Raw genomic sequence first — 21,856 nt, 5'->3', positions numbered from 1 at the left:
TGATGTCAATTCAGCTTCAAATCTGCTGGTTTGTTTAAATATTATGCTCAGACCTCTGCTCCCACGTAATTTCAATACTCATCCTTATCTAGAATGAAAACAAAACAGTTCCACTAATGTTTGGACGATTCAGGTATAACGGTAATGTATTTTACGGAGAAGTTAATGGAAATAAAGTCACTTCCATGGAAGGCTCTTTTATGGAGTGCGAACTCTCCGAACTGGAAATACTTCCACCTTCAAATCCATCAAAGATTGTATGTGTGGGTTTGAATTATCACGACCATGCTACCGAACTTGGTATGTCTGTCCCTGAAGAGCCGATTTTATTTATAAAACCACCTTCAGCTATTATCGGGAATCACGGAAAGATAATGTACCCGAAAATAAGCACACATGTAGATTATGAAGCAGAACTTGCTGTTGTTATAGGAAAAAGATGCAGGAATATAACTTACGACAGGGCTTACGATGTAATTGCAGGCTTTACCTGTTTTAACGATGTGACCGCCCGTGATCTGCAGAAGAAAGACGGACAATGGACAAGGTCTAAGAGTTTCGATACATTTGCGCCGGTGGGCCCTTTTGTAGTACCTGTTGATGATTTTGACCCTGAGAATGCTACTATTGTAAGTCGTGTAAATGGCGAGGTAAAACAGGACTCTAACATCAGCAACCTGATATTTGATGTTCCTTATCTGCTGGAATTCATTTCAGGAGTTATGACTCTGGAGGTTGGTGATATTATTGCAACAGGAACTCCTCCCGGGGTAGGTGAAATTCATCCGGGAGATGTTGTTGAAGTGGAAATTGAAGGAATAGGAATTTTGGTCAACGAGGTTGCATAATGCTATTCGATCAGGTTAACAAAGAGCTGGAACTTTCCCAACGTCATTTGGAAGTTTTAAAAGTAGTTGTTGAAAGAGGACCAATCGGTATACTCAAACTTGCAGAGGAAACCGGAATGCCAACACATAAAGTGCGCTATTCTTTGCGTGTGCTTGAACAGGAACAACTGATTAAACCCTCATCTCACGGTGCGGTTGCAGGAGATTCAGTTAAGGATTTCCTTTCTGATTTTGAACAGAACATCAATGAACTTATTGATAAAGCTGAAGCAGTAAAAAAGATAGGTACTTCTTTTTAAATGAAATTAACAGGTCAGCTTTATCTGACCATATATTTTAAGTTCAGTTCTTATAATTCACTCTACTATATTGATAGTTGCAGTCCCGAAGCGATTCGGGTTCATGAAACTTAATAATAGTTGATATTTAACGCTCACATTTGAGTTTCCCGGAGATCTATAATGACTTTAACTGATGACGATAAAAAAACCATAGAGAAATATGCATTGCAGAATGCTGTAAAATACGGCCAGGCACCACAGATCGGTGCAGTTATGGGTCGTGTAATGGGCGAATGTGCTCACCTGCGTCCAATGGCAAAGGAAGTCGGACCTGTTATACAGGAAGTTCTTGCAGAAGTTGCCAAGGAAACTCCAGAAGAGTGGCAGGCACGTCTTGAAGCTATTGCTCCTGAACTCATAGAGGAGCTCAATACAAAGAAGGAACCTGATAAGGGTCTTAAGGCACTTGATGTTGAAGAGGGACAGCAGGTCGTTATGCGTTTTGCACCAAATCCCAATGGTCCGCCAACTCTTGGAAGTACCCGTGGTATCGTTGTCAATTCAGAATATGTGAAGAAATATGGTGGTAAGTTCATCATACGTTTCGATGACACTGACCCTCAGACAAAGCGCCCGATGATGGAAGCTTACGACTGGTATGTAGATGACTGTAAATGGCTCGGTGCTGACCCTGATGAGATAGTCATTGCGTCCGACAGGATTCCAATGTATTATGACTATGCCAGAAAACTCATTGAGATGGGAAAAGCATATGTCTGTTTCTGTGACGGTGCAGATTTCAAGAAGTTCAAGGATGCAAAGGAAGCATGTCCTCACAGGGATCTAAGTCCGCAAGAGAACCTCATGCATTGGGATAAGATGCTTGCCGGGGAGTATGAGGAGAAATCTGCTGTCCTTCGTATAAAGACTGATATTACTCACAAGGATCCTGCTCTCCGTGATTTTGGAGCATTCAGGATTGTTAAGGTTCCTCATCCACGTCCGGAAGTAGATGACAAGTACTGTGTCTGGCCACTTCTTGACTTTGAAGGCGCCATTGAGGACCATGAACTTGGAATGACCCACATTATCAGGGGTAAAGACCTGATGGACAGTGAGAAACGTCAGACATATATCTACAATTATCTTGGCTGGGAATATCCGAAAACAACTCACTGGGGTCGTGTGAAGATGCACGAGTTTGGTAAGTTCAGTACCAGTGCATTGCGTAAGTCTATTGAAGATGGTGAGTACTCTGGTTGGGACGATCCACGTCTCCCAACACTCCGTGCAATGCGCAGGAGAGGTATTCTTCCTGAAGCTATTCGCAAGTTCTTCATTGAAATGGGTGTCGGAGAAACTGATGTCAGCATCAGTATGGACACACTTTATGCAGAGAACCGCAAGCTTGTTGACCCAATTGCAAACAGGTATTTCTTTGTATGGGATCCGGTTGAAATAGAAATCACAGATACAGAACCATGCACAGTGAATCCTTCACTACATCCAACAGAAGACAGAGGATGCCGTGAGATAGACGTTGCTGATAAGGTGTATATCTGCAGTGAGGATGCTGAAAAATTCCAGGTAGGTTCAAAACTCAGACTTAAGGACCTTTTTAATGTGGAGATAACTTCCACAGAACCTCTGCAGGCAAAGCATATCGGAGATTCAATCGAGTCCGTGAAAAAGGAAAAGATGAGAATCATCCACTGGGCTCCAATGGATGGTGTTACTGTAAAAGTAATGTCACCTGACGGAGAGTTTACCGGTATCGGCGAAAAGCAAGTTACAACAGAACTTGATAAGATAGTTCAGTTCGAAAGATTCGGTTTCTGCCGTATCGACTCTGTTGACGATGAAGTTGTAGCTTATTACACACATAAGTGAAAGGATTCTAAAATCCTTTCTTATTTTTCTTTTTTCTTAATCGTTAGCTTGCAACTCTGTTTTGTTATTTCCTCATTATGATGAACTTTTCATATTCGCAAGTTAACGGCGTAAATAAAGAAATGTTTATATAATTGTGCATGGTTGCACATTTAGGCTGAATTTCTTTTTAAAAAAACAGCTTTAGATTATCCAATTGGCTGGAGGTAATCTTGGTGGTATATAATAAACAACAAAAAACAAACACTCTTTGCAATAATTTACAAAAATCAGTAGCGACACTTTTTATTTTTGGAATATTCATGGCAGTATTCGTAAGCTCCGCTTCTGCAGCGACACTAACGGTTGGCCCAGGTGAAACATACACATCAATCAGTTCTGCGGTAACAGCCGTATCATCTGGTGATACCATTCTTGTTAAACCCGGTATTTATTCGGAAATCGTCGATCTTCAATATAAGACAGATGTCATAATAATGTCAGAATCAGCTAATCAAGTTGATACGATGGTAGCTGGTTTCGATGCAAATTATGCACGTAATGTGACTATCACAGGCTTTAATATCAATGGGACACTTCTCGGAGGTTCTTATGGTATTTATTCCTATGAAGGACGCAACTTAACCATAGAGAAGAATACTATCAGTGGATATCTTACTGGTAATGGCATAATAATAAAGAATGCAAACTATAACTTGTTCGCTGATAATACTATCACAAATAACAAATACGGTGTCTATATTGATTCAAGCTACTACGGTACTTCTTCTTATAATACTATTACAGGAAACAATATTTCCTTCAATACTGATTACGGAATAGTTTTTAATGATATGTACATATCAAACAATCTTTTCTACAACAATTATTTGATGAACAGATACAATCATTTCTCAGCAAGTGCTGTAAGTATCTGGAACACAACTAGAAGTCCAGGTGTCAACATTATCGGAGGTTCATATATGGGTGGTAACTACTGGGGCAGACCTGATGGAACAGGCTTCAGTCAGACACATATAGATGCTGATGCTGATGGTATCTGTGATGAAGCTTATGTTTATGGTGCAGATGTAGATTATTTCCCTCTTGGAGGTTTTGCACCTATAGGTGATGTTTCCGGCTTGGATGAATCTGCTGTTGGGACTGAATGGATAGTATGGAACTGGACCAATCCTTCTGATTCAATGTTCAATCATAGTATGGTATATCTGGATGGTGTTTTTCTTACCAATACCAGTGAAGAGTCTTTCAATGCAACAGGACTTTCAGATTCAACAAAATATGAAATAGGAATAAAAACAGTTGATGTACTTGGAAATGTTAAACCTATTTGGGTCAATGACACTGCCACAACACTTGATGGTACTGCACCTGCGTCCGTAATCGGTCTTAATGAATCAGAGACTGGATATACATGGATAAACTGGAGCTGGACTAATCCTGCAGATCTTGATTTCAACCACAGCATAGTATACATTGACGGTACTATCTCAGGAATTACTTCTACTGAGTCATTCAATGCAACTGGACTTGTTCAGGATACGGTCTATGAGATAGTCATCATGACTGTGGATACTTCAGGTAATATCAACTCAACTTCAGTAAAAGATACTGCAAAGACTGACTTGCAGATAGTAACCCCAGTTACAACTTCTACCGGAAGCAGCAGTAAAAAATCATCTGGTGGCAGTACTGGTACTTCTCTGAGAATTATTTCTCCGGAAGAAACCTCTGAAGACGAAACAGTTGATAAGCAGAATGCTGGAGTTGCTGATCTTGAGGAAACTCCTTTACAATCTACTCCTGAAGAACCATCAGATGTTGGGAATGAAGGTGCAGAGACAGGTTCTACAGCAGGTTCACTGGTTGAAAAAACAGAAAGTAACAGTACTCCTGGATTTAGCATTTTAGTTGGTATGGTTTGTATGCTATCAATAGTATTAATTCACAGGAGAAAGGATTGATTTTCAATCCTTTTCATTTAATTTCATTTTTATTACTGAGTTTATCCAAAAAGTCTTTTTTCCAGTTTACTGTTTTACTTAATATGGAATCTCATCCCAAATGCAGTTTTTCACGCCCTATAATTGTTATTAGCAGATGTCTTGGTTTTGATAACTGTCGCTATGATGGGCAAATAGTTTCATTTCCTTTAGCAGAAGCCATGAAACCATTTGTTGAACTTATTGATGTGTGTCCTGAGTATGATATCGGACTTGGGATTCCCAGAGAACCTATACTCATAGTTGAAGATACCGAAGCTGATGTCAGTAACAGGAAACTGATACAACCGGCAACAGGAATTGATTTGACTGATAAGATGACATCATTTTCAAGGTTCTACCTTGAAAAACTGGATGATTTTGATGGTTTCATACTCAAATCTAAATCACCTTCATGCGGAATTGGTACTACTAAAGTATTTCCTGATACTGAGACTGAAGAGTACACTCATCATGAAGGGAACGGATTCTTTGCAGAAACAGTAGTTCATAGGTACCCGGAAATTCCTGTCATAGATGAGGAACAATTTAAAGACCCGATGAAGAGGGACCATTTTCTTACGCAGGTATTTGTTCTGGCATCTTTCAGGGATGCATCCGTTTCATGCAAACATCATACACTGGTGCAGTTTCATACTGCAAACAAGCTGCTTTTCATGGCTTATGAAAAGCGTACAATGACAGCGATGGGAAATATTATCGCTAACAGGGATAATCTCCCGGTTGAGAAAGTGTATGAGGATTACAGTAAACTTTTGACGCAGATTATCTCAGAGACTCCTCAAAGTGGTCATGTTATCAATGCTTTAATGCATTCATTCGGTTATTTTTCACGACATTTAAGTGCCGGTGAAAAGTTCTGGTTCATGCAGCAATTACAAAAGCTAAGGACAGATGGATCTTTGATATTCGAATTAAGGCAATGGTTCATGGTAATGGCAGAAAAATATGATGTTGAATATCTTTCAAAACAGACACTTTTCTGTCCGTATCCACCGGAATTATCTGTTTAGTTTTCATGAATTGTAAAAATGATGAATATCTCAACACACACTTATCAGTATCAGATACTTTCATATCGTTTGAATTTCCATATTGTATTGTCGGTACATGTCACGTGGGGAATCTAAAGGAGATGCTATTGTGGAAGACAATAATGATATTGAACTGGCAGATATTCAGGAATCTGATGAAGATGAAAATTTGATAGAAGTTTGTCCTGTATGTGGCAGTCCGGAACTCTATTATGAAGCAGGTGGGACTGAAGGTCTTTACCACTGCAAGTATTGTGGTTACATAGGTGCCTTTGTTATCGATGCCAATCCAAGGATGATGAAACTGATACGTGACGAGTACGAAAGTAAGGCACGTATTTCTGAATAAAATGAAGCTAAAAAGCTACGCTTCCGAGGCGCAATTAATTAAAAAAGTATGTAACAGGTGGATTTAACCACCTATTGTTTTTAGCTTTAAATTAGATTTATGTTTAAACTTTTGCAGGGACAGTTTTTACTTCTGTCTTCCTGATTTCCACCCTTCTGAGTGGGTAGATGGACTTTGCGTTCCTGTAGATGTTTGCGGAAAGCTTGCCCATGATTGCTTCTTCGATAAACTGCTCGAAGTTAAGCTCTGCTGCACGTTCCAGTACGATCTTAGCCATTACTTCTCTGATGCCTTTGATCTGGCTGGTTCTTGCTCTCTTTACAGTGAAGCATATTGGCTTTACTCTGATGACGTATCCGTCCTTTGTCTTAACATCAAGGTTTGCATCGATTCTTGAGGTCTGACGCTTTACAATTGAGCGAAGGTAATCTGTTGTAATCTCGTGACCGAGGAATCTTGTGTTTGCAATGTCACCGCTGACATTGTCGATCTCGAGTCTGAGCTTTGTGTTATGCTTTGTGAAATCGTTAGCAATCTCGCCGACTGTGGTTTCAACGATACGACCTATGAGCTGTTCAGGCTCTTCTGCAGGGGTAACTCCAATGTTTGTCCTGCTGATGAATTCCGGTGTTTCTACGTTGTACCATGTCTTTGACTTCCATTTGTCTAACTTTCTCTGCACTTTCCTTGCCAAGTAATAATTCCTCCAGATGAGTGTGATTTAATGATATAATTTAATGAATATTTGTAATCTGTAATTGTTCAACGAGCTGTCATAAATAATTATGATATAATGTATGCACTGATAAATTGGCTCTCTATAGTATGCATGTCCATATATAAACAAATCGGTTAGTCCGGATTTAGAAGAAGCCTGTATCAAGTCTGGATTCAGGAAATAGTGGTTACAAAAAGTATTTTATGAATAAATACTTCTCTATGGCAATCAAAGTTGAACTACTGATAACCGTATATGTTGTATGTGTTAATTTCATAAAGTATCAATTATAATATTAATTTCAAAAACTTAAAGGGGCACTTCAATGAAAAATCCACTTGAATCTATTAGGGAATCGAAACCACTGGTACATCACATCACAAACTGGGTAACTATCTATGATTGTGCAAATATCACAAGAGCCTTCGGTGCTCTTCCGATAATGGCTCATGCACCGGAAGAATGTGCAGATATGACCGGCATTTCCACAGTTTTTGTCCTGAATATCGGAACCCTTACAACAGAACTCATCGATGCAATGCTCCTTTCAGCAAAAGCTGCAAACGAGAAGGATATGCCCGTAGTCCTTGATGCGGTAGGAGTCGGTGCAACAAAGTTCCGTGATGAGATGGCTGCAAAAATACTTGATTCAGTTCGTGTGGATATTATCAAAGGCAACTATTCCGAGATTGCAAAACTTGCAGGTGAAAATGCAATTACAAGAGGGGTAGAAGCCACATCCATTGAAGCTGATCCGAAAAAGGTTGCAAAAGAATTTGCAAAAGCCAGGTCATGTGTAGTTGTAATGACAGGTGTTGAGGATATCATCAGCGATGGAGAAAGGACATTCGTTGTTAAGAACGGACATGCACTAATGGGTTCTATTGTCGGGACAGGATGCATGGCTGCATCAATTATCGGATCTTTTGCCGGAGTAAACTCAGACCTCTGTGAAGCTGCAAAGGATGCACTCTGCTATTTCGGAATTGCAGGACAGCTTGCAGCTGAAAAGTCTGAAGGTCCTGGGACCTTTAAGATGTATCTCTATGATGAGGTCTACAATCTTTCCGATAAAAAAGCACAGTCCATGATGAACTTTGAAGAGTGCTGAAACCGATGACTGACAAAAGAGTATTGCTGGATGAAATTGATTTCTATCTTGTGACGGACTCAGGTCTGTCAAAAAAAGGTACACTTTCAGATGTGGAAAAAGCTGTTGCTGCAGGATGCAGAATTATACAGTATCGTGAAAAGTCCATCAGTACAAAGGACATGATACTTGAAGCAGAACAGATCAAGGCACTTTGCGGCAGCGAGTCTATTTTCCTTGTAAATGACCGGGTTGATGTCGCTCTGGCTGTTGATGCAGATGGTGTCCATATTGGACAGGACGATATGCCTATGGACGCTGCAAGAGATCTTCTTGGTCCTGACAAAATAATCGGTCTTACTGTTCATAATGTTGAGGAAGCCCTTGAAGCTGAAAGAATGGGTGCTGATTATGTAGGACTCAGCCCTATTTTCAATACTTCAACTAAAAAAGATGCAGGGGATGGAATCGGTCCTGAAAGCATTCGTCCTGTAAAAGATGCTATAAAAATTCCTATTGTAGCTATAGGTGGCATCAATAAAAAGAACAGTGAAAGCGTGATTATTGGTGGAGCTGACAGTCTGGTTGCTATTTCTGCAATTGTTTGCAGTGATGATGTGGAAAAAGAAACCAGGGAATTTATTGACCTGATACAAAGAACCAGATCACAAATATAACTCTAAATTAAGTGAAACGTCTTTTTTGATTTTGAAAATAAGTCGCTCTGATGGATTTCTCCACCAGAACTTCAATTTAAATAAAAACCAAAGGAGTAAAGATTAGAGGAATTTAATTCCTCTTGGTATCTCTCCTGCTCTTTTCCTGAATTCCTCAGGCCAGTTTTCAGGGTCAATTCCTTTCTGTGCAAAGAAAGCGGAAGCCCACCTTTCAAGTCCCACACCGGAACATCCGGACCAGAGTTCCTCACCGGACTGGCACTTGACATTAAATCCTGACGGATATTTGTTTCCGTTGACGCTGACATTCTGGAATTCCAGCCATTCAGCATCCTCACCACGGTAAGGAAGTACAGCTTCATAATCTGTTGTACCTGCTTCAGTCTGCTCGGAAACACCGGTAAGTCCTTCCTGTGCCATAAACCATGGAGTCACCCATGCCTTTCTCCATTCAAGATCAAGGATCTCGTTGAAAATGTACATGTACTTTTCATGGAGTTCATTTGCAGTCTTGATAACCTGTTCCTTGTTTCCTACCCAGAGAATCTCGATTCTGTGGAACTCATCAACACGTTCCATACCATGGATTCCGCCACTCTCATACCTGTGTGAGGTTCCTGACCTGTCGAAAACCTTTATCGGGAACTCGTCGGTTGGTACAGTCTCACCCTGCAGGTATGTCCAGAAAGGAGGACACTGGGCATAGCACATTCCGCCGATAGGGTCTCCAATCTTCTCCTTGATAAGTGAAGTTGGAACTTCAAGGGTTACCTTGTAATGATCAATAACCTCTTCCCAGAACTCAGGATCCCTTGTCTTTGGAGGACAGACATAGTAAATCTCAGGATAGACACCTTTTGCATGTCCTGATTTCTGCCAGACTTCCCATGGTACAAGTTTCGGGAAGATCATTTCCCTGTAGCCAAGGGGCTCGAGAAGTTCCTCAAGAACTATTCTCTCAAAAGTCCTGAACATCCTTGTAGACTGCGGACCATGTATCCACTGTCCCCTGCTGGCACCTCTTTTAAGCCATCCGGCTTCCATCATTGCCTTGGTCGGGTCTTCGTTGAATTTGTGGTCTTTTTTCTCGCTCTGCCAGAGGATATTCCAGTGTTCTGTCTTTCCACCGTAGGACTGCTGCTCTATCTTGTCTTCCATGAGGGAGAGGATCCTGTCTGGCACACGGTTAGACATCGCAGATTCATCAACATCAAGAACTAACTTGATAATTCCATCTGTATATGTCATTTCAGTAACATAAGGAATCTTCATTGGAGGTAGTTCTTTTTCAGAAGGAACTTCAATTGTGAATGACTCTACCTCAACTCCACGGATACCAATCTTGAACTCTTTTCCAAGTTTTCCTGCAAGAGGTTTTCTCATACGGAGCAGTGCATCGTGGACACGTACATGTCTGCCGGATTCAATAATGAGTTTAATCCTGTCTCCCTCTACTTTCCATCCTGTGACTTTTGCACCCTGTCCTTCCGGTGCACCCTTGGTAAGAATACTGTGATTAGCTTCATGGATATATGCATCAACAACTTCTGCAACCTGAGTCGCATCGGCACTTGTCTTAAGTGCACACTCCAGCCTGAACTTAAAGTCGATTGCTATTCCTGCACCTTCCGGTTTATCTGCCGGACAGCATTCATCTCTTTTCTTTGCTTCCATAGATTTCCATTCCTCTGTATGATTGCGATTGGGAAAATAAAGCAGCTATAACTGCTTTTTGTGAATTATGATTATTGATTTGCAGCCCTCAGGCTACTTTATGCAAGATGTATCTTTTGCTAATTAAGAGCTTCTCTTAATTGGTTCCTCTCCAAGAGTTATTCTTTTAACGGAAAAAAACATCTAAGGCAAAAAAGAGGTGCTCTATGAAAGTCCTGATATTAGGTGCAGGAGCAGTGGGTCTTACCCTTGCTGCAAAATTATCTTCTGTTTGTGATGTACATGCAGTATGCCGCCAGAGACATGCTGACAAAATAAACTCCGACGGTTTTAAGATGACAGGCATCTGGGGTGAAACTACCTGTAAATTCAGCTGTTCAGAAGATGCCCGTGAAGATGATTACGATTATATTTTCATTTCCTCGAAGTCCACTGCAACTGAATCTATCTGTGAGCAGTTTGCAGATGTCATTAAAGGCAGGGAAGTTATCAGCATGCAGAATGGTATTGGCAACGAGGAGATTATTGCCAGATACACCGATAAGGTAATCGGAGGCACCATAATCACCGGTTTTGAATGGGCAGGAGATGCACAGATACATGTGTCTGTGGAAACCGGACCAATGAATCTAGGAAGATTTCCTTCAGGACTCGATGAAAGTGTAATTCGGCTAGTAGAACTGGTAAAGAGTGCAGGCATTCAGGTTAGCGGTTCAGAGAATATCATGAGTTCTGTCTGGTCAAAAGTCCTGTACAATTCAGCCCTCAATCCCCTTGGTGCGGTCATGGGAGTTCCATACGGTAAGCTTGAAAACTCACACGCATGGACTATTATCGAAAACATTGTTCATGAGGCTTTCAAGGTCACTGAAGCCGAAGGTGTTGTTCTTCCATGGAAAACAGCAGAAGAATATCTTGCTTTCCTCCATGATTTCCAGCTCCCGAATACTGCAGAGCACCATTCATCCATGTATCAGGATATCACTTCCGGCAGGAAGACCGAGATTGATTTCCTCAACGGTGCAATAGTCTCAAGGGCAAAGAAACTCGGAATTGATGCACCATACAATACGTTTATTTCAGAGCAGATACGCTTCATGGAAGCATTGCAGGCAGAAAAACTGCAAAAAACATAAAAGATTGAAAACTAAGGTCGGAACAGTGATTATATGGCAGTCAGGTCAGTAAGTAAACTTGTGGAACAGGGATTTGAGGCTGTTGAAAAAGAAATACTTGAATGCAAAGACTGTCAGCTTCATGAAACTGTAACCAACAAGGTAATCAGTAAAGGTTCCAGAACTCCGAGTGTTGTTTTTGTTGGTGAGGCACCCGGAAAGAATGAAGATGAAACCGGTGTCCCATTCTGCGGAAGGGCAGGCAAGAACCTTGACGGCATGATCGAGTACATGGGACTTTCAGGCGATGAATATGCTGTTATAAACACTATCAAATGCCGCCCTCCAAAAAACCGCAATCCTCTTAAAAGTGAAATCAAAGCCTGCAAACCATTTCTTGAAGCACAAATTCAATTGCTAAATCCTAAAGTTATTATTCTGCTGGGAAACACAGCAGAAAAGGCATTTTGTGATGGTGATAAGCTGGAATGGGGAGTTCCAAAAGCAGTGGATGGAAAATATACTCTTCTGAAAATATATCATCCTGCAGCACTCATTTACCAGCGTTCAAGGATTGAGGAACAGAATACGCTCATTGATAATAACAGGCATCTGTGGGAATTGGAATAAAAAGACAAAAAAAGCTCTTGGGGAATCCTGTTAATCTGAGTGACAGCACATTGCGAATCCGCTGCGCGGAAGATAATCAAAAGATGATTGTATTCATACAAGAATTCTAGAGAACTCATAAGAAGAAAATTCAAATGTTTGCAGATTATTTTGTTTTTTATTGTGGGAAAACGCCGGCTTCGCCAGACCCTTCGGGATCAAACAAGTTATTCATAATTTACGATTAATTAGTTTACAACCCGCCTTTAAGTTTTAATGGCACAATTTCTACAGAGCCAAAAAAGAGAAAGGAAGCTCACTCTTCAAGGTCTTCAGCTATTTCTTCTGCAAGCTTTGCATTCATCATTAAATCATCAACAGTGGCTATAAGTGAAGTTATCTTTTCTGTTGAAATATGAATGCACACACTGTCCTTCTTGATTTCAGTATGCATATTTGTCAGGTTATCAGGAGCCAGTGAATTTGCAATTCTCTTAGCTACCTGCATGGCACCTTCATCTTTGAATTCAATAGTTGTAGTAATTTTCATTCAGTCTGCTCCTGCTTTGGGAGTTGTTCTGCAACTATCTCGTCAACCTTAGCAATGAACTGCTCAGCAGTTCCCGGTGGAATTGATGCACCGGATGCAACATTGTGTCCACCGCCTTCGCCACCAACTGAATTTGCAGCCTCACGGAGTGCAAATGAGAGGTCAAGTCCTTTTTCCACAAGTGCACGGGTGCCCCTTGCGGAAACTTTTACAAGCTCATCAACCTGGTTTACAGCAACAAAAGGCATATCGGGATTTACATACCTGACAAAAGTACTGGCAATCATGCCTGTAGACTCCATGTCGGTGCCTATCAGGTAACCGATACTTTTTCCTTCTTTGACCATATCCATGCCTTTTTTGATATTCTCCACAATGGATATCTGGTGAGAGATTGCCATGTCCCTTGCTTCTTCCAGATGGGTTTTATCTTTCAGGCATATGGAAAGTCCCATGCCATATTTTTCAGCCTTGCCACAGGTATTGAGAATTGCAACAAGGTCGTAAACATTGGAAACAATCTCATTATTCAATATGTAAACATCACCGATTGCAGCATCCACAGCTTCAGGACTTGCATTCTTTGCAAGTTTTAATGCAACGGCTGAAGTGAGTGCTTTTGTCTGGTCAGGATTAAGGTCTTCGATATTTCCCTCAATTCCAAGGAAATCCAAGAACTCAGCTATCTTCTCACTGTCACCGGTTATATCAAGATAAGGTTCAGGCGTGTATTCAAGCACTTTAGCAATTTCTCCATCACCGATTTTCAGTCCTTTTTTGATTGAAACAACTTCAGCATTCACAGCCTCTTCAAGAATGTGGCCGTTAAGGGTGCTGAAAATCTGCTTATCACCCACAGCACCTGCAATGGCAAGTCCTGAAAGGTCAACATTTGCAGGTTCCATCTCCATTGCCACAAAAAAAGTGACTCCTGATCCAGATATATGCATAGCACCGTCTATTCCCACAATATGCGGGTTTACCAGTACTTTAGCAGGAGATTCACCCACAGGAACGTGGTGGTCAAGTACAACAATATCCTGTTTTATTTCGGAGATTATATCTGACTGACCGCTACCCATATCACAGAAAATCACAAGGTCATCATCTGCTGTAGTCTCCTTTACCATTTCAACTACAGACTTATCGAGACGTGGCACAATGGATGTATGAAAACGGATATCCTGTCTTAAAAGAGCTTGGCAGATAATACCGGCTGATGTCAGCCCATCGGCATCATTATGGGAAATCACACGTACGTGCTCGTATTTTTCAATTACATCTGCCGCTTCACGTGCCAGTTCTTTGAGTTTTTGCATCTCGATATTTAAGTTCATCCGAATCTCCGAATAAAGATGGCAACGAGCCTTAATTAGTCTTTCTTCTGTACATCAGGACTTCACCAGGCATGGTTGAACTTCCGGCTTCCATTACAGTCCCGATATTGATACTGGAATTGATGCCTGTGTGTACATCATCACCCATGATAACACCAAGTTTTCTTCTTCCGGTGTCAACAACCTCGCCTTTGATAACCGATTTCACATTCTTATTATCATGCCTTAGATTCGCAACCTTTGTCCCGGCACCGAAATTACAGTTAGTTCCTATGACACTGTCACCTACATAACTAAGGTGGCCGACATTTGTACCATCCATAATTACAGTGTTCTTTATCTCAACTGCATTTCCAATACGGACATCATTACCAATTGCAGTTGAAGCTCTGATAAAGCAGTTTGGCCCAATATCGCAATCATCGCCTATAATTACAGGACCCATGATGTATGCACCGTTTCTGATAATTGTGTTTTTACCAACCTTCACATTACCATGGAGAGTTGCATAGGGTTCGACTGTTCCTTCACAGGTATTATCGATATTCTCAAGCAGAACTTTGTTGGCATCCAGAATATCCCATGGCCTGCCAATATCGATCCACTCGGTTTCCAGAAGTTCGTAACCAACATTAAGACCATCATCTATCATCATCTGCAGGGAATCTGTAATTTCATATTCTCCTCTTGATGATTTTCCGGTTTTATCAATGTAATCGAAAATAGCTTCATGGAAAAGGTATATTCCTGCATTTGCAAGATTTGTAGGCGGGTTTTTAGGTTTCTCAATAATCCGTGTTACTTTATCCTCGTCGGTTTCAATTACTCCGAACTGAGAAGGATTTTCCACTTTCTTAACACTGATAATAGCATCTTCTGTCCTTGATACAAGATGAGCGATATGTTCTGTGCTGACAAGCATGTCACCGTTAAGAACAATAAAATGACCATTCACAAAACCCTTTGCACAACCAATGGCGTTTGCCGTTCCAAGCTGCTCTTCCTGGCGCACGTATTCAACACTGATTCCAAGGTGGCTGCCATCTTTGAAATAATCCTTAATAGCATCTTCACGATAGCCTGTAACGATAAGGAACTCTTTTACTCCTGCCTCGATTGCCGCATTGATGGTATGTTCCATCATTGGCTTGTTAGCGATTGGAAGCATCACTTTTGGTTTTGATGCAGTGAGAGGTCTCATACGTGTGCCTTCACCGGCAGCCAGAATCACTACTTTCATTTGAGGCACTCCTTTACTATATTCTCAACCTTAGCATGCAGCTTTTCAACATCCTGTCTGGCTTCTGCTGTGACCCTTATCTTTGCCTCGGTTCCCGATGGCCTGACAAGCACCCAGCCACCTTCCATATCAACCCTGATACCATCTATGCTGGAAACTTCACCCATGCTTTCAAGTTTTGAACTGACAGCCTGCATTACAGCCGCCTTTTTATCATTGGCACATGCAACCGTACTTCTGAGTGTCGGATACTTTGGAAGCTCATCCCGCAGTTCTGAGAGTTTCTTCTCTTTCACTATATCAACAAGCAGAGCTCCTGCATAAATTCCATCCGGACAATAGGAAATCCTTGGGAAAATCCAGCTTCCTGAAGGCTCCCCTCCAAAATCAGCTTTTAGTTTCTTCATTTCCTCGGCAACATAAACGTCTCCAACCCTTGTGTGAACAACAGTGGAACCGGGCATGGAATCATCAACTATCATTGATGTATCAACAGGAACCACAATCATGGGGTTCCCTTTACACTCAAAGCGTGCAAAGATTGCAAGCATCTCATCACCGGAAAGGAAGTCACCATTTTCATCAACAGCCATCATTCTGTCAGCATCACCATCATGAGCGATACCAAGGGCTGCATCGAATTCCTTTACTGCTTTTTTCAGCATCCAGAGATTATCTTCTTTTGGTTCGGGGTTACGTGCAGGGAAATGTCCGTCAAGCTGGGAATTAAGTGTGATAACCTCGCATCCCATTTTACGTAAAAGGAAAGGTGTTATTGTACCTCCTGCACCGCCTCCACAATCAATTACAACACGAATCGGTGCACCTGTGGAGTGGCTAAGTATCATATCCATGTGGTCCCTTACAGCATTTCCGTATGTGGTGATTTCACCCACCATATTCCAGGGAACATAAATAAAATCTTCTTTTTCGATAATATTCTCTATCTCTTCCTGCTGGGATGAATCAAATGCCATCCCATCAGGATTCCATAACTTGATTCCAACATCTGTTGCAGGGTTGTGCGATGCGGTTATCATTACACCGCAATCATAATTTCTTGCTGCATATGCAAGTGTAGGAGTTGTCACAAGACCAACCCTTGTAACATCACAACCTGCAGACATCAGACCGGAGATTACTGCAAGCTCAATCATCTCTCCTGCTACCCTTGGATCCCTGCCGATAACAGCATTCTTTTTTGATTTTCCAAGAGCCATTCCAACTTTCAGTGCCAGGTCTACGGTAACTTCTACATTTGCAAGTCCGCGGATACCTGAAGAACCAAATAACTTCATTTGCTATCCTCTCTAAAAATAAAATGATTATTCTACGGTCACACTCTTTGCAAGGTTCCTTGGCTTGTCAATGGAACAGTCCTTTGCAAGTGCTGTATAATATGAAAGCAACTGCAATGCTACTGATGAGAGTACAGGTGACAGTAGTTCATGTGCAGGTGGCACGCGTATCACTTCATCCACATACTTTTCAATTTCTGTATCATCGTCATCTGCTACTGCAATGACTGTCGCATTACGTGCTTTTACTTCCTTGATATTACTCAGTATCTTCTCGTAGGTGTGTCCTTTTGTGGCTATTGCCACAACCGGGGTCTCATCTGTGATTAAAGCCAGTGGACCATGTTTAAGTTCACCTGCTGCATAACCTTCAGCGTGTATGTATGATATTTCCTTTAGCTTCAATGCACCTTCCAGAGCTACAGGGAAATTCAGGTAACGACCAATGAAGAAGTAATCTCTCTTATCTGCAAACTGCACAGCACATTCGTTAATCGTATTCTTCCTGCTGAGAACTTTCTGTATCTGGCCGGGGAGCTTCTTTATACCGACAATAAGGTCTTTTGCCTCGTTGGCACTGATAACTCCTCTTGTTCTCCCAAGGTTTATGGCAAGCATATAAAGTGCCATAAGCTGGGCTGTGAATGTCTTTGTTGCTGCCACACCAATCTCGGGCCCGGCTCTGGTATAGAGCACACTGTCCGATTCCCTTGTGATTGTACTCCCAACTACATTTGTAATTGCGATACTTCGACATCCATAAGATGCTGAACTCCTGACTGCTGCAAGGGTATCAGCTGTTTCACCGGACTGGGTGATTGCAATTGTAAGTTCCTCTCCGCAAAGGACCGGATTACTGTACCTGAACTCTGATGCAGTTTCAACATCAGTATGCAGGCCTGCAAGTTTCTCAAAAAGGTATTTTCCGAGAATGCCGGCATTCCATGAAGTTCCACAGGCTATTATAGTAGCCCTTCTGAGCCTTTTAACCTCCTCGGGTTTAAGATATATTTCTTCAAGCGTAACAGTTCCTTCAAGTTCAGAAAGCTTACCTGCAAATGTGTTTTGTATGGAAGTTGGCTGTTCGTGAATCTCTTTGAGCATGAAGTGTTCGTAACCTGCCTTCTCTGCAGCTTCAAGGTCCCATTCGATTGTTTCTGTGTCTCTTGAAACTGAGTTTCCTTCAAGATCATATATCTCAATTGAATCTGGTCTTAGAAGACCAATTTCATTATCATTTATGAAAATGACTTCTTTTGTATACTTCAAAAACGCTGTAACATCAGATGCTGCATAGTGGCTTCCATTTCCAATTCCGATTACAAGTGGGCTGTCCTTTCTGGCAAAGGCAATTATTCCAGGTTCATTATTGCAAAGTGCAGCAATGGCATATGACCCGTCAAGTTCCTTTATGGTTTTAGCCAGTCCGTCCAGAAGGCACATTTCGCTATCACAGCTCATGTTGAAATGTAAAAGATGTGCAATAACCTCTGTGTCGGTGTCTGACTTGAACTCATATCCCTGCTCTATCAGCCTTTCCTTGAGTTCCAGATAATTCTCAATTATGCCGTTGTGAACAACTGATATATCTGATGAATTATGAGGGTGGGCATTTCTTGTTTCCGGTTTTCCGTGTGTGGCCCATCTTGTATGTCCGATTCCCACATTTCCTGATACGTTTTCAGGGATTACTCCTTCAAGATCCTTTATTCTGCCTGCTATCTTATATGTCTCAAGTTTTTCATTGAAAACAGTTACACCGGCTGAGTCGTATCCTCTGTATTCCAGCATCTTAAGTGATTCAAGCAATATGGGTACTGCCTGCTCATTCCCGATATATCCAACTATTCCGCACATTTTTCTCACCTCTGTCTACTTTAAAAGTGCATTTGTTGGTACATCCTCTGAAATCGTTTTTCCGGAACTGATGCGACAGTTAGATGAAACCATCTTTCCGGCGCGTACAAGTACATTCCCACCAATATCAGTGTCATCTCCAATAACAGTTCCAAGCTTTTCAGCTTCATGAAGCTCATTTCCAAGAATAATGTGAAGTTCTTCACCTTCTTCTGTGATGAAGTTAGGACCTGTTGTAACATTGCTTCCTACAACAGAATTCGATATGTTGCTGTGTGTGCTTACCCTGGTATCGTTCATTAGTATACTGTTTTTGATATATGAGAATGAAGCAATAGATACATTGTTCCCAACACTTGTCGAAGGTAAAATTACAACATTTGGACCAATATCGCAGTTGTCACCAATAACCACAGGTCCCACAATATATGATCCTGCCCTGATGGTTGTGTTTCTTCCAACAGAAACACTTCCTTTTATGCTGACGCAATCTTCTATTTTTGCTTTTGAAAGGTCAGTTTCAAAGTCTCCGAGAATAATTGTGTTTGCCTCAAGCAGGTTCCATGAATAAGCTGCATCAAGCCACTCTGCATTTGTTATTGCTGTCGTCACAGGTATTCCTTCGTCGATCATCATTTGAAGGGTATCTGTAATTGCATATTCGCCGGTTGTTGATACGGCTGTCCTTTCTATCATTTCGAAGATATCTTTTTTGAAAAGATAAATACCAGTGTTAATAAGATGACTTATGAGCGTCTTTGGCTTTTCGATAATCTCAATAACATTTTTTCCTTTGGCAACTATTACTCCATAACCACTGACATTGTCCTTTTTGCAGGTGAGTAGTGTTGCGTCCCCCTCTTCTCCATTAATCAGATCTGCAATGGCATCAGGTCCGATTATATTGTCTCCATTCACGACAACAAACTTTTCCTCATTTCCTATCAGATTACGTGCCTGAAGAATTGCATGTGCTGTTCCTATCTGCGCTTTTTGTTCTACGTACTCTATTTTCACACCAAAATTTATTCCGTCTTCAAAATAATCCATGATACGCTCTTTCTTGTAACCGACAACAAGGATGATCTCTTTTATGTCATTCTTTACAAGAGCGTTGATAATATGTTCAAGGATTGGTTTGTTTGCCACCGGAAGCATTACTTTTGATCTTGTGAGCGTGAGAGGCCGGCATCTTTTTCCTTCACCGGCTGCAAGTATGACAGCTTTCATGGCATATAATGCTCTTTAAAACAATTTATAAGTTACCTTTATAAGTGTTTTAGATAACTATAGATTTCTCCTCACGGATGAGCTTATGTATGAAACTATCGCTGGAATGAAAAACTGATTAAAAAGAGAAAGTTTGTTTGACCAATCGGCCAAACAAGAATGTATTATTGAATCTGAACTTGCTTATCTAGTGATGAGCATCTCAGCTGTTTCTGGCTTGTATTTCCAGTCAACTGGAAGAACCTTTGCAGACTGGTAGTATTTAACCAATCTTCTTATTTTGGACTCGGTGTTCTGGAGAGCACGCTTGTTGTGTACATCCTTGTGGTTGTAGCTCATGTGCTTTCTCATTCCGATTGCCTTTACGATAAGGTTATAGAGATCTTCAGGTACAGGGAACTTCTCACCATTGTCCTTAAGGATCTTTGTGATCTTCTTACCGGTTGCAAGCTTAACATCAGGTACACCATACTTGTCCCTGAGGATCATTCCGATCTCGCTTGTGCTGATTCCCTGCTTCCAGAGATCAGTAACCACGGTTGTTATTTCTTCATCGGTCATTGTTGACCATGAAGGTACTTCTGTGCGAAGTGGTCTTGTAGGTCCGGAGTTTCCTTTCCTACGGGTGTGCATTTTTGCCATTATCTTCCTCCTGATAATTGTAATTTGAGTTTTGATTTAATAGGTCTATATTGAATTTAGATAGGATTCAATATAGAATTGATGTTTTGATCCTTATCGAACCCTTGAACTTGGGAGTCAGTTCGATAAAATGTTAATGTGATTGGCGAAGTGCTACCTATGAAGTCAATCATCTAATATATATGTTATGATTGATGGCATACGACTTTCAATATGAAATTTACTTCACCAGATCATGATTATAATATCTGCGCCACCAGTATTTGCCGTCCTGTATACTTTCGAGAGCTGCATATCTGCGAGTTCAATCCTGCTGCTGTTATCTGATTCATTGCACATAAGTGCAACAGTCCGATTGATTTCATTACTCTGAACCTCAAATATATACTCTGATATCAGGTTAGTATTCGTATCTTTGATAAGGTCATGTACCGTATCCACAAAGTCCAGACTGATACTTTGTTCTTCAGGTGTCAGTTCAATATTAAGCCCGTAAAGGTCGTTTACAGTGTAGTTCATGCAACCAAGTGCACTTTTGATTATTGGACTGCTGTAATTTGCATTGTCTGGTCCCGCAATGCATGCAAGCTGTTCGCTGTCTACAGATATTTCAGTACCATTAAGTGATGACAGGTATTCATATGGGAATACAATGTCAGTGATTATATCAGAAGCTCCTGTGGAAGCTATTTCAATACTTGAATTGAACATATCACGAAGTTCTTTGTCGGGATTTGGTGAGTTTACAGCAGAATAGATGCTGCTCTCATTGAAAGGAAAATAAATTTCATCTCTGGTTACAGTATATGTAACAGGTAACGATATTCTTGCCTTCTGTTTTACAGCATCCACAGGAGCTGTTTCGCCCAATATAATATCACTGTGTATATTGTATCCTGAAACAGGTTGCCAGTGTGCTTCAAACCTGTAGTTATATCTTTGCCCTATTGTCTTTTCAAGATGCTCTTCAATAGCATTTTCTGTTTCAATACTCTGCATCTTTGTCATGGGATTTAGTGGTTTTTCAGTACCATTATTTTCCATCACCAGACTTAGTGCAAGGCCTTCTGCCACCAGGTCAGAAAAGGTTCGATGCTGCTGTTCTTTTGCAAACAGTGTTTCTTCTGCATTTTCAAGGATGGAATCTTCCGATAAATTAACTTCAATTCCAGCAAGTTCTGCAGGTTTCACTGTATATTGAAATTCTTCTACAGTACTGCTCATAATTGTGTTCATGAGTCGATTATCCATGTCCTGTGCAGAAGAATAGGATGCAGAGCGATATTGCTCATCAGCTGCAATGGAAGGAAAAAGTATTACTGCAGAAACAGATACCAGCACCAGGAACAAAATAGCGTCTATGCTGGATGAAAAGGCCCTGTCATCTTCTACAAATATCATTTATATCACCGTT

20 protein-coding genes are annotated in these 21,856 nt (G+C 41.0%); 10 read left to right on the top strand and 10 right to left on the bottom strand.

Translation table 11 applies throughout. The features are described from left to right. Window positions 1-116: 116 nt before the first annotated feature. The 6 genes from METTI_RS02860 to METTI_RS02835 all read left to right on the top strand — a co-directional run bounded on the left by METTI_RS02860 (window position 117) and on the right by METTI_RS02835 (window position 6,405). Window positions 117-848 (top strand): fumarylacetoacetate hydrolase family protein, encoded by a 732-nt coding sequence (locus METTI_RS02860; RefSeq protein ID WP_023844310.1) that lies wholly within the window; start codon window positions 117-119, stop codon window positions 846-848. Beyond that, complete coding sequence (locus tag METTI_RS02855; protein WP_023844309.1) at window positions 848-1,147, top strand: hypothetical protein; 300 nt, start codon at window positions 848-850, stop codon at window positions 1,145-1,147. The genes METTI_RS02860 and METTI_RS02855 overlap by 1 nt, the downstream gene beginning before the upstream one ends. A 162-nt stretch (window positions 1,148-1,309) precedes the next feature. After that, complete coding sequence (locus METTI_RS02850) at window positions 1,310-3,019, top strand: glutamate--tRNA ligase (RefSeq protein ID WP_023844308.1); 1,710 nt, start codon at window positions 1,310-1,312, stop codon at window positions 3,017-3,019. 302 nt (window positions 3,020-3,321) lie between these two features. Then, window positions 3,322-4,983 (top strand): NosD domain-containing protein, encoded by a 1,662-nt coding sequence (locus METTI_RS02845; RefSeq protein ID WP_048135079.1) that lies wholly within the window; start codon window positions 3,322-3,324, stop codon window positions 4,981-4,983. Window positions 4,984-5,066: 83 nt separating this feature from the next. Continuing rightward, a complete protein-coding gene (locus METTI_RS02840) occupies window positions 5,067-6,035 on the top strand; it encodes a YbgA family protein (protein WP_048135746.1) in 969 nt (322 codons plus the stop codon). 97 nt (window positions 6,036-6,132) lie between these two features. Continuing rightward, window positions 6,133-6,405, top strand: coding sequence for a hypothetical protein (locus METTI_RS02835; RefSeq protein ID WP_023844305.1), 273 nt, complete (start codon window positions 6,133-6,135; stop codon window positions 6,403-6,405). Window positions 6,406-6,508: 103 nt separating this feature from the next. On the opposite strand, the gene METTI_RS02830 is transcribed toward METTI_RS02835, so the two are convergent. Next, window positions 6,509-7,099, bottom strand: a complete 591-nt coding sequence (locus METTI_RS02830) for a 30S ribosomal protein S3ae (protein WP_023844304.1) — start codon at window positions 7,097-7,099, stop codon at window positions 6,509-6,511. 349 nt (window positions 7,100-7,448) lie between these two features. Here METTI_RS02830 and thiM point away from each other — a divergent pair, with 349 nt between their 5' ends. Together thiM and thiE are read left to right on the top strand one after the other, a co-directional pair. Next, window positions 7,449-8,234: a hydroxyethylthiazole kinase gene (thiM, locus tag METTI_RS02825; protein ID WP_023844303.1), complete on the top strand. Its 786-nt coding sequence runs from the start codon at window positions 7,449-7,451 to the stop codon at window positions 8,232-8,234. Window positions 8,235-8,239: 5 nt separating this feature from the next. Beyond that, on the top strand, window positions 8,240-8,890 hold the full coding sequence (thiE, locus tag METTI_RS02820) for a thiamine phosphate synthase (protein ID WP_023844302.1): 651 nt from the start codon (window positions 8,240-8,242) through the stop codon (window positions 8,888-8,890). Between the two features lie 102 nt (window positions 8,891-8,992). Here the strand turns inward: thiE and METTI_RS02815 are convergent, their stop codons facing one another. Next, window positions 8,993-10,501 (bottom strand): serine--tRNA ligase, encoded by a 1,509-nt coding sequence (locus tag METTI_RS02815; protein ID WP_048135742.1) that lies wholly within the window; start codon window positions 10,499-10,501, stop codon window positions 8,993-8,995. 269 nt (window positions 10,502-10,770) lie between these two features. Here METTI_RS02815 and METTI_RS02810 point away from each other — a divergent pair, with 269 nt between their 5' ends. Then, on the top strand, window positions 10,771-11,700 hold the full coding sequence (locus tag METTI_RS02810) for a ketopantoate reductase family protein (RefSeq protein ID WP_023844300.1): 930 nt from the start codon (window positions 10,771-10,773) through the stop codon (window positions 11,698-11,700). A 33-nt stretch (window positions 11,701-11,733) separates the two neighbouring features. Next, window positions 11,734-12,309, top strand: coding sequence for a uracil-DNA glycosylase (locus METTI_RS02805; protein ID WP_023844299.1), 576 nt, complete (start codon window positions 11,734-11,736; stop codon window positions 12,307-12,309). Between the two features lie 295 nt (window positions 12,310-12,604). Here METTI_RS02805 and METTI_RS02800 read toward each other — a convergent pair whose 3' ends face one another. The 8 genes from METTI_RS02800 to METTI_RS02765 all read right to left on the bottom strand — a co-directional run bounded on the left by METTI_RS02800 (window position 12,605) and on the right by METTI_RS02765 (window position 21,843). Beyond that, entirely contained in the window at window positions 12,605-12,838 is a 234-nt protein-coding gene (locus METTI_RS02800; RefSeq protein WP_023844298.1) for a KEOPS complex subunit Pcc1, read from the bottom strand. Then, a complete protein-coding gene (locus METTI_RS02795) occupies window positions 12,835-14,175 on the bottom strand; it encodes a single-stranded-DNA-specific exonuclease RecJ (RefSeq protein ID WP_023844297.1) in 1,341 nt (446 codons plus the stop codon). Before METTI_RS02795 ends, METTI_RS02800 begins: the two co-directional genes overlap by 4 nt. 31 nt (window positions 14,176-14,206) lie before the next feature. Next, entirely contained in the window at window positions 14,207-15,415 is a 1,209-nt protein-coding gene (glmU, locus tag METTI_RS02790; RefSeq protein WP_023844296.1) for a bifunctional sugar-1-phosphate nucleotidylyltransferase/acetyltransferase, read from the bottom strand. Continuing rightward, entirely contained in the window at window positions 15,412-16,713 is a 1,302-nt protein-coding gene (gene glmM, locus METTI_RS02785; protein WP_023844295.1) for a phosphoglucosamine mutase, read from the bottom strand. The genes glmU (METTI_RS02790) and glmM overlap by 4 nt, the downstream gene beginning before the upstream one ends. A gap of 27 nt (window positions 16,714-16,740) precedes the next feature. Further along, window positions 16,741-18,570: a glutamine--fructose-6-phosphate transaminase (isomerizing) gene (glmS, locus tag METTI_RS02780; RefSeq protein WP_023844294.1), complete on the bottom strand. Its 1,830-nt coding sequence runs from the start codon at window positions 18,568-18,570 to the stop codon at window positions 16,741-16,743. Window positions 18,571-18,585: 15 nt separating this feature from the next. Continuing rightward, on the bottom strand, window positions 18,586-19,800 hold the full coding sequence (gene glmU, locus METTI_RS02775; RefSeq protein WP_023844293.1) for a bifunctional sugar-1-phosphate nucleotidylyltransferase/acetyltransferase: 1,215 nt from the start codon (window positions 19,798-19,800) through the stop codon (window positions 18,586-18,588). Between the two features lie 183 nt (window positions 19,801-19,983). Next, window positions 19,984-20,442: a 30S ribosomal protein S15 gene (locus METTI_RS02770; RefSeq protein WP_023844292.1), complete on the bottom strand. Its 459-nt coding sequence runs from the start codon at window positions 20,440-20,442 to the stop codon at window positions 19,984-19,986. Window positions 20,443-20,667: 225 nt separating this feature from the next. Next, on the bottom strand, window positions 20,668-21,843 hold the full coding sequence (locus METTI_RS02765) for a DUF7284 family protein (protein ID WP_023844291.1): 1,176 nt from the start codon (window positions 21,841-21,843) through the stop codon (window positions 20,668-20,670). Window positions 21,844-21,856: the final 13 nt, after the last annotated feature.

The organism is Methanolobus tindarius DSM 2278 (genome assembly GCF_000504205.1).
Taxonomy (GTDB): Archaea; Halobacteriota; Methanosarcinia; order Methanosarcinales; family Methanosarcinaceae; genus Methanolobus; species Methanolobus tindarius.
Note: the sequence above shows the minus strand (reverse complement) of the source record. Positions and strands in the feature narration are given on the sequence as shown.